At 70.7% G+C, this 15391-nt stretch carries 14 protein-coding genes; 8 read left to right on the top strand and 6 right to left on the bottom strand.

Annotation, left to right across the window (positions count from 1 at the left end; genetic code table 11):
- Positions 1–8 precede the first annotated feature (8 nt).
- From rapZ to Vau01_RS32555, 8 genes are all read left to right on the top strand, one after another.
- The gene (gene rapZ / locus Vau01_RS32590) at positions 9–914 is read left to right on the top strand and encodes an RNase adapter RapZ (protein WP_204000628.1); all 906 of its coding nucleotides are present in this window, start codon (positions 9–11) and stop codon (positions 912–914) included.
- The gene (locus Vau01_RS32585; protein WP_204000627.1) at positions 911–1852 is read left to right on the top strand and encodes a gluconeogenesis factor YvcK family protein; all 942 of its coding nucleotides are present in this window, start codon (positions 911–913) and stop codon (positions 1850–1852) included. Before rapZ ends, Vau01_RS32585 begins: the two co-directional genes overlap by 4 nt.
- Positions 1853–2015: 163 nt before the next feature.
- Entirely contained in the window at positions 2016–3005 is a 990-nt protein-coding gene (gene whiA / locus Vau01_RS32580; protein ID WP_204000626.1) for a DNA-binding protein WhiA, read from the top strand.
- A gap of 118 nt (positions 3006–3123) precedes the next feature.
- Entirely contained in the window at positions 3124–4128 is a 1005-nt protein-coding gene (gene gap / locus Vau01_RS32575) for a type I glyceraldehyde-3-phosphate dehydrogenase (protein WP_204000625.1), read from the top strand.
- Positions 4128–5324 carry a phosphoglycerate kinase gene (locus tag Vau01_RS32570; protein ID WP_204000624.1) on the top strand — a complete coding sequence of 399 codons (1197 nt, stop codon included), beginning with the start codon at positions 4128–4130 and terminating at the stop codon, positions 5322–5324. Before gap ends, Vau01_RS32570 begins: the two co-directional genes overlap by 1 nt.
- Positions 5324–6097: a triose-phosphate isomerase gene (tpiA, locus tag Vau01_RS32565; protein WP_204000622.1), complete on the top strand. Its 774-nt coding sequence runs from the start codon at positions 5324–5326 to the stop codon at positions 6095–6097. The genes Vau01_RS32570 and tpiA overlap by 1 nt, the downstream gene beginning before the upstream one ends.
- Positions 6098–6210: 113 nt before the next feature.
- Complete coding sequence (gene secG / locus Vau01_RS32560) at positions 6211–6471, top strand: preprotein translocase subunit SecG (protein ID WP_204000620.1); 261 nt, start codon at positions 6211–6213, stop codon at positions 6469–6471.
- An 89-nt stretch (positions 6472–6560) separates the two neighbouring features.
- A complete protein-coding gene (locus Vau01_RS32555) occupies positions 6561–6899 on the top strand; it encodes an RNA polymerase-binding protein RbpA (protein WP_204000619.1) in 339 nt (112 codons plus the stop codon).
- Between the two features lie 177 nt (positions 6900–7076).
- On the opposite strand, the gene pgl is transcribed toward Vau01_RS32555, so the two are convergent.
- From pgl to tkt, 6 genes are read right to left on the bottom strand one after another with little or no spacing between them, the layout of a single operon-like run.
- Complete coding sequence (gene pgl, locus Vau01_RS32550) at positions 7077–7853, bottom strand: 6-phosphogluconolactonase (RefSeq protein WP_204000617.1); 777 nt, start codon at positions 7851–7853, stop codon at positions 7077–7079.
- A 9-nt stretch (positions 7854–7862) separates the two neighbouring features.
- Complete coding sequence (locus Vau01_RS32545; protein ID WP_204000615.1) at positions 7863–8849, bottom strand: glucose-6-phosphate dehydrogenase assembly protein OpcA; 987 nt, start codon at positions 8847–8849, stop codon at positions 7863–7865.
- Entirely contained in the window at positions 8849–10375 is a 1527-nt protein-coding gene (zwf, locus tag Vau01_RS32540) for a glucose-6-phosphate dehydrogenase (RefSeq protein ID WP_204000614.1), read from the bottom strand. The genes Vau01_RS32545 and zwf overlap by 1 nt, the downstream gene beginning before the upstream one ends.
- Positions 10376–10380: 5 nt before the next feature.
- Positions 10381–12006 carry a phosphoglucose isomerase-related protein gene (locus tag Vau01_RS32535; protein ID WP_204000612.1) on the bottom strand — a complete coding sequence of 542 codons (1626 nt, stop codon included), beginning with the start codon at positions 12004–12006 and terminating at the stop codon, positions 10381–10383.
- Positions 12003–13136, bottom strand: a complete 1134-nt coding sequence (gene tal, locus Vau01_RS32530) for a transaldolase (protein WP_204000610.1) — start codon at positions 13134–13136, stop codon at positions 12003–12005. The genes Vau01_RS32535 and tal overlap by 4 nt, the downstream gene beginning before the upstream one ends.
- Positions 13137–13151: 15 nt before the next feature.
- On the bottom strand, positions 13152–15278 hold the full coding sequence (gene tkt / locus Vau01_RS32525) for a transketolase (protein ID WP_204000874.1): 2127 nt from the start codon (positions 15276–15278) through the stop codon (positions 13152–13154).
- Between the last annotated feature and the right edge of the window lie 113 nt (positions 15279–15391).

Below are 15391 nucleotides of genomic sequence, written 5' to 3'. Positions count from 1 at the left end.
ATCGTCGCGTGGTGAGTGATACCAGCGAAGCGGTGATAACCGAGGGTACCCGGGCCGACACCGACCTCGTGATCGTTACGGGTCTGTCCGGCGGCGGCCGCAGCACGGTGGCCCGCGCACTGGAGAACGTCGGCTACTACGTGGTCGACAACCTGCCGCAGACCCTGCTGATCGAGATGGCCGAACTCGCGTACGCGGCCGGCGGCACCGCCCGCCGCACCGCGATGGTGCTCGACGTGCGCAGCCGGGCGTTCTCCACCGACCTCACCGGTGCGGTGAAGGCGTTGCGCGACCGGGGTTTCCACCCCCGCATCGTGTTCGTCGACGCCGACGACAAGACGCTCATCCGGCGGTTCGAGAGCGTCCGGCGGGCCCACCCGCTGCAGGGCGACGGCCGGCTCTCCGACGGCATCGCCGCCGAACGCGACCTGCTGCTCGACGCGCGCGAGCAGGCCGACGTGCTGATCGACACCACCCACATGAACGTGAACCAGCTTCGCTCCCGCGTGGAGGAAATGTTCGCGGGGGAGGACGCACGACGGCTGAAGGTCACCGCGCTGTCCTTCGGTTTCAAGTACGGCCTGCCGCCCGACGCCGACTTCGTGCTCGACGCCCGCTTCCTGCCCAACCCGTACTGGGTTCCGGAGCTGAAGGAACTCACCGGGCGCGACGAAGACGTCAGCAAGTACGTGCTGGGCCAGCACGGCGCGCGCACGTTCGTGGAGACCTACGCCCGGCTGATCAACGCCACCGCCCCCGGATTCGAGCGCGAGGGCAAGAGGTATCTGACGGTGGCCGTCGGGTGTACCGGCGGGAAACACCGTAGTGTCGCGATCGTGGAGGAACTGGCGCGCCGCTTACGCGAGGTCCGGCTGAGTGCCACCGCCCAGCACCGCGATCTGGGGCGTGAATGACGAGGATCGTCGCGTTCGGCGGCGGTCACGGGCTTGCGGCATCGCTGCGGGCCCTGCGTGCGCTGCAAGCGAAGATGCCGTTGGAGCTCACGGCCGTCGTCACCGTCGGTGACGACGGGGGTTCGAGTGGACGCCTACGCGCCGACCGCGGAATCGTGCCGCCCGGTGACATCCGGCAGGCCCTCGCCGCGCTCGCCGACGACGCCGACCCCGCCGCCGGCCAGACGGCCGCCCTGCTGCAGCACCGGTTCGCCGGCTCGGACCCGCTCACCGGCCATCCGGTCGGGAACCTGATGCTCTGCGGGCTGATGGAACTGCTCGGCGACCCGGTGCAGGCGATCGACCACGTGGCCGCGCTGGTCAAGGCGAACGGCCGGGTGCTGCCGATGTCGTACGACCCGGTGTGGATCGAGGCCGACGTCGCCGGTCCCGACGGTGCGGTCGCCACCGTGCGCGGTCAGCACAACGTCGCCGTCGCCAAGGGGATCGTGCGCACCCTACGGCTGAACCCCACCGCGCCGGCGCCCTGCGTGGAGGCGGTCGCCGCCACGAAGAACGCCGACTGGCTGATCTTCGGACCCGGGTCCTGGTACACCAGCGTCATCCCGCATCTGCTGGTGCCCGAACTCGCCGACGCGATCGCGCACAGCACCGCCCGTCGGCTGATCACGTTGAACCTCGCGGTGGAACAGGAGACGTCGGGGCTGTCACTGCCCGATCACCTGGCGGCGCTCACCCGTTACCTACCGGGCCTGCGAGTCGATGTAGTTCTTGCCGACGGGAACGCGATCGGCGCCCCCGAGCCGCTACGTCGTGCGGCAGAATCGCTGGGTGCCGAGTTGGTGCTCGCGCCGGTCGCCGTTCGCGGCGCCACCACCCGTCACGATCCGGTCGCTCTGGCGGCCGCACTGGAGCCGATCCTGAGCGTCCGCGAGTAGTCTGTCCGCCGTCGCCTCACTCGGCGACAACCAGCAGTCGTCGCCTCAGTCGGCGACAAATCAGCAGCCGTCGCCTCAGTCGGCGACAGACCAGCAGCCGTCGCCTCACTCGGCGACAGACCAGCAGCAGCCCGTCGGAAGACTTCCCCGAGGTGAGATCACGATGGCGATGACCGCCGAGGTCAAGGAAGAACTGGCCCTGGTCGATGTGGCCAAGCCCTGCTGCCGGCGGGCCGAGATGGCCGCGCTGCTGCGGTTCGCGGGTGGGCTGCACATCGTGTCGGGCCGGGTGGTGGTCGAGGCCGAACTCGACGCCAACAAGACCGCGCGGCGGCTGCTGCGCGAGATCTCCGAGGTCTACGGGTACCAGTGCGAGACGCACGTGCTCGCGTCCGGCGGGCTGCGCAAGGGCAGCCACTTCATCGTCCGGGTGGTGAAGGACGGCGAGGCGCTGGCCCGGCAGACCGGTCTGCTCGACGTCCGGGGCCGTCCGGTGCGTGGCCTGCCGCCGCACGTCGTCGCCGCGAACGTCTGCTGCGCGGTGGCCGCGTGGCGCGGTGCGTTCCTCGCGCACGGCTCGCTCACCGAGCCCGGCCGCTCGTGCGCGATGGAGATCACATGCCCGGGTCCGGAGGCCGCGTTGGCCCTGGTCGGGGCCGCCCGCCGGATCGGGCTCACCGCGAAGGCGCGCGAGGTGCGCGGCGTCGACCGCGTCGTGGTCAAGGACGGCGACGCCATCGGTGCGCTGCTCACGCGCATCGGCGCGCACCAGACGGTCCTCAAGTGGGAGGAACGCCGCGTGCGCCGCGAGGTCCGCGCGACGGCCAACCGGCTCGCGAACTTCGACGACGCCAACCTGCGCAGGTCCGCGCGGGCCGCGGTGGCCGCGGCCGCGCGCGTTTCCCGGGCGTTGGAAATTCTCGCGGACGCGGCACCGCAGCACCTGATCGGCGCCGGCCGCCTGCGGTTGGAGCACCGGCAGGCGTCGCTGGAGGAGCTGGGTGCGCTGGCCGACCCGCCGCTCACCAAGGACGCGATCGCCGGGCGGATCCGCCGCCTGCTGGCCCTGGCCGACAAGCGGGCCCGCGACCTGGGCATTCCCGACACTGAGTCGGTCGTCACACCCGACATGCTGGTGGAGGAAGTCGTCTAACCCCCCGCACGGAGGCGCGTCCGCCGGGCGATAGTGTTCTAACCGTTATTTCGGCGACGAGGCCGGTGTCAGCGGCGCCCGGGAATGGTGCCGGCGCGACAATGCTAGGAGACCGTCAATGACCGTCCGGGTTGGTATCAACGGCTTCGGCCGGATCGGCCGCAACTTCTTCCGTGCCGCCCTCGCGAAGGGCGCCGACATCGAAGTCGTGGCCGTCAACGACCTCACCGACAACGCCACGCTGGCGCACCTGCTCAAGTACGACAGCATCCTGGGCCGCCTCGGCCACGAGGTGAAGGCGACGGCCGACGACATCACCGTCGGCGGCAAGACGTTCAAGGTCTTCGAGGAGCGCGACCCGGGCAAGCTGCCCTGGGGCGACCTCGGCGCCGACGTGGTGATCGAGTCGACCGGCCTGTTCACCGACGCCGCGAAGGCCAAGGCGCACGTCGAGGGTGGGGCCAAGAAGGTCATCATCTCGGCGCCGGCCAAGGGCGAGGACTTCACCGTCGTGCTCGGCGTCAACGACGACAAGTACGACCCGGCGAAGCACAACATCATCTCGAACGCGAGCTGCACCACGAACTGCCTGGCGCCGATGGCGAAGGCGATCAACGACGCGTTCGGCATCGAGCGTGGTCTCATGACCACGATCCACGCCTACACGCAGGACCAGAACCTGCAGGACGGCCCGCACAAGGACCTGCGTCGCGCCCGCGCCGCCGCACTGAACGTGGTCCCCACGTCCACCGGTGCCGCGAAGGCGATCGGCCTGGTGATGCCGGAGCTCAAGGGCAAGCTCGACGGGTTCGCGTTGCGCGTGCCGATCCCCACCGGCTCGGCCACCGACCTCACCGTCACGCTGTCGCGCGAGGTCACCGCCGACGAGGTCAACGCCGCGGTGAAGGCGGCCGCCAACGGCCCGCTGAACGGCATCCTCACCTACACCGAAGACCCGATCGTGTCGTCCGACATCGTCACCGACCCGGCGAGCTGCATCTTCGACGCGCCGCTCACCAAGGCCAGCGGCAACCTGGTGAAGGTCGTCGGCTGGTACGACAACGAGTGGGGCTACTCGAACCGCCTCGTCGACCTCGTCGTGAAGGTCGGTTCGTCGCTCTGATGAAGACTCTCGACGACCTGCTCACCGAGGGGGTCGAAGGTCGGCGCGTGCTCGTGCGCGCCGACCTCAACGTCCCGTTCGAGAAGGAGAAGCCCGGCGTCATCGCCGACGACGGGCGCATCCGCGCGGTGCTGCCGACGATCCAGGCCCTGGTGCGCTCGGGCGCCGCGGTCGTCGTCTGCTCGCACCTGGGCCGCCCGAAGGGCGCGCCCGACCCCGCTTTCACCCTCGCGCCGGTCGCCGCGCGCCTCGGCGAGTTGTTGGACTCGCCGGTCGCGTTCGCCGCCGACACGGTCGGGCCGTCGGCACGCTCCACAGTGGACGCGCTGGGCGCCGGCGACGTCGCGCTCCTGGAGAACCTGCGGTTCAACCCGGGGGAGACGAGCAAGGACGAGGGCGAGCGGCTCGAGTTCGCCAAGCAGCTCGCGGCGTTCGGACAGTCCTATGTGGACGATGCCTTCGGCGCGGTGCACCGCAAGCACGCCAGCGTGTACGACGTCGCGAAGCTGCTCCCCGCGTACGCGGGCGGGCTGGTGCTGCGCGAGGTCGAGGTGCTGCGCAAGCTCACCGGCCAGCCGGAACGGCCGTACGTGGTGGTGCTCGGGGGCTCGAAGGTCTCCGACAAGCTCGCGGTCATCAACGCGCTGCTGCCGAAGGTCGACAAGCTGCTCGTCGGCGGCGGCATGTGCTTCACGTTCCTCAAGGCCCAGGGCCACGAGGTCGGTAAGTCCCTGCTCGAAGCCGACATGATCGACACCTGCGGCAAGCTGCTCGACGAGGCCGGCGACAAGCTGGTGCTGCCGGTCGACGTGGTCGCGGCCACCGAGTTCTCGGCGTCCGCTGCGCACGACGTCGTCGCGGCCGACGCGATCCCGGCCGACCGGCTCGGGCTCGACATCGGCCCCGATTCGACCGCGGCGTTCGCCGACGCCCTGAACGGCGCGAAGACCGTCTTCTGGAACGGCCCGATGGGCGTGTTCGAGTTGGCGCCGTTCGCCGCCGGCACCCGGGGTGTCGCGGAGGCCATCACCAAGGTCGACGGGTTCACCGTCGTCGGCGGTGGCGACTCGGCGGCGGCGGTGCGGGCGCTCGGCATCGACGAGCAGGCGTTCGGGCACATCTCGACCGGCGGCGGGGCGTCGTTGGAATTCCTGGAGGGCAAGGAATTGCCCGGCGTCTCGGCCCTGGAGTCCTGATGGCATCGTTGCGGCGTCCTCTTATGGCCGGCAACTGGAAGATGAACGGCAACCACCTGGAGGCCATCGGGCTCACCCAGAAGTTGGCGTTCTCGCTCACGGAGAAGCAGCTCACCGACGTCGAGGTGGTGGTGCTGCCGCCGTTCACCGCGATCCGGTCGGTGCAGACGCTGGTCGACGGCGACAAGCTGCTGATCGGCTACGGCGCGCAGGACCTCTCGGCGCACCCGAAGGGCGCGTACACCGGTGAGGTGTCCGGCCCGATGCTGGCCAAGATGGGCTGCTCGTACGTGGTGGTCGGCCACTCCGAGCGGCGCCAGTACCACAACGAGGACGACGCGCTCGTCAACGCCAAGGCGCGGGCCGCCCTGGCCAACGAGATCACGCCGATCATCTGCGTGGGCGAGGGCCTCGACATCCGCGAGTCGGGCGAGCACGTCGCGTACACGGTGGCCCAACTCGACGGCGCGCTGGCCAAGTTCAAGGCCGACGACGTCGAGAAGGTCGTGATCGCCTACGAGCCGGTGTGGGCGATCGGCACCGGCAAGACGGCCACGCCGGAGGACGCGCAGGAGGTCATCGGCGCGCTCCGCAACCGGCTGGCCGACGCGTACGGCAACACCGCCGACCGGGTCCGGATCCTGTACGGCGGTTCGGTGAAGGGCAACAACGTCGCCGCGATCATGGCGCAGCCCGACATCGACGGAGCCCTGGTGGGCGGGGCCAGCCTCGACCCGAAGGACTTCACGTTGATCTGCCGTTTGGGCGTCTAGACACCACGCACCGTGGCCGGGCGAGCCGAACTATCGCCGTACGGCTATCCTGTTGTACGTCGTCGGCCGATGTTGTCGGCCGCGTCTTCATGTCAGGAAGGAAACCGCCCGCGATGATGGCGTTCGCATACACGCTGATCGTGCTCCTCGTGATCACGAGCGTCCTGTTGACGATGCTGGTGCTGCTGCACCGCGGCAAGGGTGGCGGCCTGTCCAGCATGTTCGGCGGTGGCGTGTCCTCCAGCCTGGCCGGCTCCTCGGTCGCGGAGAAGAACCTCGACCGGTACACGATCCTTGTCGGCATTATCTGGTTCGCCTGCATTGTCGGTTTGGGCTTGTGGCTGAAGGTTGCCATGGCGACGGGTAACTCGTAACTACCCATCTGCGCATAAACTCGTGCGCGGTCCGGTTACGGACCGCGCACGAGTCATTTTTTCGACAGCGCATCCCAGGGGAGTTCGCAGTGGGTGGTGGAAACGCGATCCGAGGCACCCGTGTGGGTGGTGGCCCCGTCCGGTGGAGCGAACGCTCCGAACAGGTGCCCCGCCGCATATTCCGCTACTTCTGCGCCAACGGGCACGTCACCGAGCCCTCGTTCGCGATGGGCGTCGACGCCCCCGCCACCTGGGACTGCCCGCACTGCGGCGGCCCCGCGGGCCAGGACGAGCACAACCCGCCGCCCGCGCACCGGGCCGAGCCGTACAAGAGTCACCTCGCGTACGTGAAGGAGCGCCGCTCCGACGAAGACGGCGCGGCGATCCTGGCTGAGGCCCTGGCCGCGCTGCGGCAACGCCGCCGCTGACCCTCGTCGAGAGCCCCGGGCGCCATGAGCCCGGGCGAGGCATGGTGCGCCCGCGCGATTTGTGACGATTCGTGGGAGGCTCGGACGCATTCGCGCTGCTGACCATGCCTTCCCGCCCAAGATCGCTGTCCGAGGGAGGAAGCCGCCTCGGACAGCGATCTTGCAGGCGTCGAACCGCTAGCGGCGGAGGCTTCGGAACTTCGGGGCGACTTTCGCCGCCGCGGCTCGGTCGAGGAGCCAGAACGTGCGCTCCAGGCCGTGGACGCCGGCCGCCGGGATCTGCACCGGCCCGGCGCCGCTCAGCGCCAGCCCCACCGCGTCGGTCTTGCCGGAGCCGGCCGCGATCAGCCAGACCTCCTCGGCGGTGTTGATCGCGGGCAGGGTGAGCGTGGTTCGCATCGGGGGCGGCTTGGGGCTGCCCCGCACCGCCGACACCGGGCGGGTCTCGTAGGCCGCCGGGTGTTCGGGGAACACCGACGCGACATGCCCGTCCTCGCCGACGCCCAGCAGTACCACGTCGAAGTGGGGCAGCCGCGCCGTGCCCGGCTTCGCCGCCGCCGCCAGCTCCTCGGCGTACCGCGCGGCCGCGGCCTCCGGGTCGTCGCCGTCGGGGCCGTCGGACGCCGGCATGGGGTGCACCAGCGCGGGGTCGACCGGGATGTGGTCGAGCAGGGCCTCGCGGGCCTGCTTCTCGTTGCGGTCGGGGCTGTCGGCGGCCACGAACCGCTCGTCGCCCCACCAGAAGTGGACGTGTGACCAGTCCACGGCGTCGCGGACGGGCGCCTCGGCCAGCGCGCGGTACAGCTTCGCGGCGATGGTGCCGCCGGTCAGCACCACCGACGCGGTGCCGCGTACGGCCTGGGCGTCGAGCAGCCGGATCGCGAGCCGGGCGGCGGCGGCGTGCGCGAGAACGTCCGGGTCGGAGTGGACGACGACCGAGGTTTCAGAGGTCACGCGCGAACCCTACTGGGCGTAAACGGCTTCGGGACGCTCGGCCAGCGCCGGGTCGTGCCAGACGTGCACCCGCACCGGCGTCCGCTGGTCGAGCCCGGTGGCGCCGGTGGCCGCGCTCAGCGCCGCCGCGTACGGCTGGTCGGGGTCGAGCCGCCGCAACTCCTCGGCGAGTTCGTCGCCGAGCGCCCGGCCGGACAGCGGCAGGATGCGGTCGGGCAGGCCGGGCCGCCGCAGGATGGCGGTGTTGTCGCGCTGGGCCTCCAGTTCGACGTCGACGCCGCCGCCGAGCGTCACCCGCACACCGGAGAGCGTCGACGCCGACTCCAGCGTCGGCGTGACGCCGAGCCGGGCCTTCATCCAGCCGGCGAGCAGAACCCCGCTCGGGTCGTTCTCCGGCGCCCGCACGCAGACGGCCTCGATCGGGCCCTGGAACGCGTCGAACGCGCCGGCGATCAGCGTGCGCCACGGCGTGGTACGCGTCCAGGCCAGGTCGGTGTCGCCGGGGGCGTAGTCGTCGGCCCGGGTGCGCAGCGCGGCCACCGGGTCGGGGGACTGGCCGGCGTCGGTGATCCGGCGGTCGGCCACCACGCCCAGCGGGTCGTGCGCGATCCGGTCGGGCGGCACCATGTGCCACCAGGTGACCACCGGCACGTCGGGCGCCAGCAGCGGCATGACCACCGACTCGGCGTGCAGGGCGAGCCGCCCGCGCATGCGCATCACGACCGCCTCGCACGGGCCGAGCCGCCCGCCGACCACGATCTCGGCGTCGAGCCGCGACTGCTCGGTCTTCACGTCGTACCGGGCGACGATGATGATCCGGCACGGGTGCGCGGCCGCGGCAATCGTGGCCGCTGCCTCGGCGTCCCGGATTCTTTTTTCATCGACGACCACGACGAGGCTCAGCGCGAGCCCGCTCGCGACGCCGCCGGCGGAGCGACGCTCCGACGCGAGCGCGTGCGTGACGGACTCGCCGTCGGTATCCCAGAGAGAAATCACTATGCCCGCCTCCAAGCGCGGCCGTCGCGGCCGAGCATCTCGTCAGCCGCGCGTGGCCCCCACTCCCCGGACCGGTAGGTGGCCGGTGTCGTGCCGGCCCACGCCTCCTCCAGCGGATCGATCACGGCCCAGCTGGCCTCGACCTCGGCGGCGTCCGGGAACAGCGTCTTGTCGCCGATGAGGACGTCGAGCACGAGCCGTTCGTAGGCCTCGGGGCTGGAGTCGGTGAACGCCTCGCCGTAGGAGAAGTCCATCGCGATGTCGCGGAGCTCCATCGCGGTGCCGGGCACCTTCGAGCCGAACTTGAGCACGACGCCCTCGTCGGGCTGCACCCGGATGACCAGTTGGTTGTTGCCGAGCATCTCGACGTCGTCGGCGTCGAACGGCAGGTGCGGCGCCTTCTTGAACAGCATCGCGATCTCGGTGACCCGGCGCGGCAGCCGCTTGCCGGCCCGCACGTAGAACGGCACGCCGGCCCAGCGGCGGTTCTGGATGCCGAGCTTGATGGCCACGTACGTCTCGGTGGTCGAGCCCGCCGGGATGTTGTCTTCCTCGAGGTAGCCCTTGACCCGCTCGCCGGCGACCCAGCCGGGCAGGTACTGCCCGCGCACCGAGTCGGCGGCGACGTCGGTGGGCGGCGCGATCGCCCGCAGCACCTTGAGCTTCTCGGCGCGGATCTGGTTGGGGGAGAAGCTGGTCGGCTCCTCCATCGCGATCAGCGCGAGCAGCTGCATGAGGTGGTTCTGCACCACGTCGCGGGCGGTGCCGACCGAGTCGTAGAACGCGGCCCGCGTGCCGATGCCGACGTCCTCGGCCATCGTGATCTGCACCGAGTCGACGTGGTGCGAGTTCCACACCGGCTCGAACAGCGTGTTCGCGAACCGGAGGGCGAGGATGTTCTGAACCGTCTCCTTGCCCAGGTAGTGGTCGATGCGGAACACGTCGCGCGGCGTGAACACGTCGTCGACAAGCGCGTCGAGCTGCTTGGCCGACTCCTGGTCGTTGCCGAACGGCTTCTCCACGATGACCCGGCGCCAGCCGCCGCTGCGCTTGTTGTCGGCCATGCCGGTGCGCCCGAGCTGCTTGAGCACGATCGGGAACGCCGACGGCGGGATCGACAGGTAGAACGCCGCGTTGCCCGGGATGCCGTGCGTCTTGTGCAGGTCGTCGAGCGTCTGGGCGAGCTGGTCGAACGCGGTGTCGTCTTCGAACGACCCGGGCACGAACATGATGTTGCCGTGCACCCGGGACCAGACGTCCTCGCTCCACGGGGTGCGGGCGTGCTTCTGCGCGGCCGCTTTCGCGATCGTCTCGAAGTCGCCGTCGCCCCAGTCGCGCCGCGCGAAGCCCAGCACGACGAAGCCCGGCGGCAGCAGGCCCCGGTTGGCCAGGTCGTAGACCGCCGGGATCAGCTTCTTGCGGGCCAGGTCGCCGGTGACGCCGAAGATCACCAGGGCGCACGGCTCCGGGATCCGCGGGAGCCGACGGTCCTGCGGGTCCCGGAGCGGGTTCGTGGAGATTTTCATCTTCCTTAGCCTTTTTGGAGGGCCTTGACCAGCTGGGCGATACCGGCCGACCGGTCGGTGAGGTGCAGGTGCAGCAGCGGACGGTGCCGGCCGCTGAGTGCCTGCCGGTCGCCGCCGGCCTGCGCGGCGATCAGCTCGCCGAACGTGAACGGCCGGCCCGGCACCGGCAGGTCGTCGGTGACGACGCCGGTGATCTGCAGGAACGCGCCCTCCTGCGGACCGCCCTTGTGGTACTGGCCGGTCGAGTGCAGGAACCGCGGCCCCCAGCCGAACGTCACCGACCGGCCGGTCTGCGCCGCGATCGCCGGGCGGACGTCGGCCGCCGCCGCGTCACCGATCCGGTCGAGGTAGGCCATGACCGCCACGTACCCGCCGGGCTCGGCGGCCGTCACCAGCTCGTGGACCGCGTCGAACACCGTGGTCGCGCTGCCGGACGTGTACACCTCGATGGCACCCTCGGTGAAGGACGGCTGCGACGACGGCAGCCCGTTCTCGAGGATGCGGTTGGTGTTCTCCTTGCTCTCCGCGACGTTCGGCTGGTCGAACGGGTTGATCCCGATCACGCGGCCGGCGATCGCGGTGGCGAACTCCCAGGCCAGGAACTGTGCGCCGAGCGGGCCGTTGACGGCCAGGTGCGGGGTGACCCCGCCACCGGGCACCGCGTCGGGCCCGAGCGAACCGCCGTAGGTGACGGTGAGTACGTCGGAGCCGATGGCACCGGGGCTGGTGGGCGTCTCGACGACGACCGGCAGGATGCCGCGGCCGTCCTTGCCGGTGGACTCGGCGATCAGCTGCTCGGCCCAGTCGCCGAGGCCGGTGATGCCGGTGCCGTCGGAGATCAGCGCGACCTTGTCGCGGCCCGACAGCGCCGCGGCGCCGAGCGCCGCACCCAGCGCGAGCGCCGGGTTGCCGGTGTCGCCGCCGAGGGAGGCGTAGAACTCCTCCGCCTGGTCGAGCAGTTCGGCGATGTTGACGCCGGCCAGCGCGCTGGGCACCAGCCCGAACGCCGTGAGCGCGCTGTACCGGCCGCCCACCTCGGGGTCGGCGAGCACCACGTGCGCGCCCATCTCGCGGGCGGTGCCCTCGAAAGGTGATCCCGGGTCGGTGATGACCACAAATCGCCCACCGATGTTGTCCAGCCCGGCGTCCTCGAAGGCCGTCAGGTAGGCCCGGCGGTGGCTGTCGGTCTCGACCGTCGAGCCGGACTTGCTGGCGACCACCACCACCGTGCGGGAGAGCCGGTCGCCCAGCGCCCGCCGGATCTGGTGCGGGTCGGTGGTGTCGAGGATCGTCAGCGCGACACCGAGCGTCGCGGTGATCACCTCGGGCGCCAGTGACGAGCCGCCCATGCCGGCGAGCACGACGTGGTCGAGCCCGCGCGCGGTGAGCTCCTTGCGCAGCTCGGCGAGCCGGGGGACCAGCTCGCGGCTGCGGCGGTGGGTGTCGACCCAGCCGAGCCGGATCTTCGACTCCGCCTCGGCGGCCGGACCCCACAGCGTCGGGTCCTTGTCGAGCAGCTTCGCCGCCACGCCGTCGGACACGAGTTTGTCGTACGCCTGGGTGGCGCCCGGGACCTGCCGGGCGCCACGGACGGAGAGCCCCGCGGCGCCCTCGATGTCGAGCTGATTCACTTCGCGGCCGCCTTGTTGGGCTTGTCGGCACCCTTGCGCCCCGCGTCGAGCGACTTCTGGACTCCGTCGAGCAGCTCGTTCCAGGACGCCTCGAACTTCTCGACGCCCTCGCGCTCCAGCGTGTCGAACACGTCGGCGAGGTCGATGCCCACCTCGGCGAGCTGGCGCATCTCGCGCTCGGCCTGCCCGTAGAACGGGCGGATCGAGTCCTTGGTCTCGCCGTGGTCGGCGAACGCGTGGATCACCGGCTCGGGCATCGTGTTGACGGTGCCGGGCGCGATCAGCTCCTCGACGTAGATGACGTCGCGGTACTCGGGGTTCTTGGTCGACGTGGACGCCCACAGCGGCCGCTGCGGGTTGGCGCCCGCGAGCGCCTTCCACCGGTCGGTGGCGAACTTCTCCTCGTACAGCTTGTAGGCCAGGCGCGCGTTGGCGATCGCGCCCTTGCCGAACAGGGCCTGCGCCTCCGGGGTGCCGATCTTGCCGAGCCGCTTGTCGATCTCGGTGTCGAACCGGGACACGAAGAACGACGCCACCGACTGCAGGTCGGAGAGGTCCTTGCCGTTCGTCTTGGCCTGCTCGATGCCGGCGTGGAACGCGTCGATCACCTCGCCGTAGCGCTCCAGGCTGAAGATCAGCGTGACGTTCACCGAGATGCCCTCGGCGAGCACGGCGGTGATCGCCGGGATGCCCGCCCGGGTGGCCGGGATCTTGATGAACAGGTTGGGCCGGTCGACCAGCCACCACAGCGCCTTCGCCTCGGCGATGGTCTTCTCGGTGTCGTGGGCCAGCCGCGGGTCGACCTCGATCGACACCCGCCCGTCGGCGCCGTTGGACGCGTCGTAGGCGGGCTTCATCACGTCGCACGCCCAGCGCACGTCGTACGTGGTGAGCATGCGGGTGGCCTCGTCGACCGTGACCCCGCGCGCGGCAAGATCCTTGATCTGCCACGCGTAGTCGTCGGCGGACGAGAGCGCCTTGGCGAAGATCGTCGGGTTCGTGGTGACGCCGACGACGTGGTTCTCGCGCCGCAGCGCGTCGAGGGTGCCGCTCTCGAGCCGCAGCCGGGAGAGATCGTCGAGCCATACCGCGACGCCGGCGGCGCTCAGTTGAGCCAGTCTGTCCGTCATTGTGAGATCTCTCCTTCAGTTGCCCGTGGTGGAGCCCTTGATGACGCCGGCGCGCGACAACGACGCCCGCGCCGACGCGACCACCCGGTCGGGGGTGAAGCCGAACTGCTCGAACAGGACCTGGTAGGGAGCGCTGGCGCCGTAGTGCTCCAGGCTCACGCACTCGCCGTAGGGGCCGACGAGGTCGCGCCACGACATCGCGATGCCGGCCTCGACGCTGACCCGGGCCAGCACGTCGGGCGGCAGCACCCGGGCCTGGTAGGCCGCGTCCTGCTCGCGGAACCACTCCTGGCACGGCATCGAGACGACGCGCGTGGGCGTGCCGTCGGCCTCCAGCCGCTCCTGCGCGGCCACGGCGAGCGGCACCTCCGACCCGGTGGCGATGAGGATCACCTGGGGCTGGCCGTTGGACGCGTCCCTGAGGACGTAGCCACCCTTGGCGACCTCGTCGGCCGACGCGAACTCGCCCCGGTCGACGATCGGCAGGTTCTGCCGGGTGAGCACCAGCGCGGTCGGCCGGTCGGTGTGCTCCAGCGCGTTCTTCCAGGCCTGCGCCGTTTCGTTGGCGTCGCCCGGACGCACCACGTCGAGCCCCGGAATCGCCCGCAGCGCGGTGAGGTGCTCGACCGGCTGGTGGGTGGGGCCGTCTTCACCGAGGCCGATGGAGTCGTGCGTCCACACGTAGATGACCGGGATCTTCATCAGCGCGGCCAGCCGCACCGCCGGCCGCATGTAGTCGCTGAAGACCAGGAACGTGCCGCCGTACGGCCGGGTGCCGCCGTGCAGCACGATGCCGTTGAGGATGGCGCCCATCCCGTGCTCGCGGATGCCGAAGTGCAGCGTGCGGCCGAACTCGTGACCCGGGAACGCCTTGGTGGCGAACTCCGACGGGATGAACGACGGCTCGCCCTCCATCGTGGTGTTGTTGCTCTCGGCCAGGTCAGCCGAGCCGCCCCACAGCTCCGGCAGCACCGGCGCGAGCGCGCCCAGCACCTTGCCGGACGCGGCCCGGGTGGCGATGCCCTTGGCGTCGGCCTTGAACTCCGGCAGCGCGCCGACCCAGCCCTCGGGCAGGGCGCGGGTGCTGAGCCGGTCGAGCAGCGCGGCGCGCTCGGCGTTCGCGGCCCGCCAGGACTCGTAGCCCTTGTTCCACTCGGCGTGCAGGGCCCGGCCGCGCTCGATCACCTCGCGCGCGTGGTCGAGCACGTCGCCGGCGACCTCGAACGACTTCTCGGGGTCGAAGCCGAGCACCTTCTTGGTGGCGGCGACCTCGTCCTTGCCGAGCGCCGAGCCGTGGATCTTGCCGGTGTTCTGCTTGTTCGGCGCCGGCCAGCCGATCACCGTGCGCAGCCGGATGAACGACGGCTTCGACGTCTCGGCCTTCGCGGCCTGGAACGCGGCGTACAGCGCCGGGACGTCTTCGGCGTAGCCGTCGGCGCCCCGCCAGTCGACGGTCTGCACGTGCCAGCCGTACGCCTCGTACCGGGCGGCGACGTCTTCGCTCTTCGCGATGCGGGTGTCGTCTTCGATCGAGATCTCGTTGTCGTCCCAGACGAAGACGAGGTTGCCCAGCTGCTGGTGACCGGCGAGCGCGCTCACCTCGTGGCTGATGCCCTCTTCGATGTCGCCGTCGGAGCAGATCGCGTAGACGAAGTGGTCGAACGGGCTCTCGCCGGCCGCGGCGTCGGGGTCGTAGAGGCCGCGCTCGCGGCGGGCGGCCATCGCCATGCCGACCGCGTTGCCGAGACCCTGGCCGAGCGGGCCGGTAGTGGTCTCGACGCCGACCGTGTGCCCGTACTCCGGGTGGCCGGGGGTCAGCGAGCCCCACTGCCGCAGCGACTTCAGGTCGTCGAGCGCCAGGCCGTAGCCCGAGAGGTAGAGCTGGATGTACAGGGTCAGGCTGGAATGCCCGGCCGACAGGACGAACCGGTCGCGCCCGAGCCACGTGGGGTCGGTGGGGTCGTGCCGTAGGACCCGGTTGAACAACAGGTACGCGGCCGGCGCCAGGCTCATCGCGGTACCGGGGTGGCCGTTGCCGGACTTCTCCACGGCGTCCATCGCGAGGACCCGGACCGTGTCGGTCGCGCGACGGTCGAGGTCCGACCAGGTCAGCTCGCCGGATCCGGGCAGGTCGGCGGACACACTTGCTTCAGTGGACACGGCGCTCGCTGCTCCTCAATAACGATTTGATGTCTCACTCGTGACCCTACCCACCACCTGGGCCGAGAACCCTTCGGATTGCCCATTGCCCGCAT

The organism is Virgisporangium aurantiacum, assembly GCF_016863635.1.
In the GTDB taxonomy this organism is placed as follows: domain Bacteria; phylum Actinomycetota; class Actinomycetes; order Mycobacteriales; family Micromonosporaceae; genus Virgisporangium; species Virgisporangium aurantiacum.
Note: the sequence above shows the minus strand (reverse complement) of the source record. Positions and strands in the feature narration are given on the sequence as shown.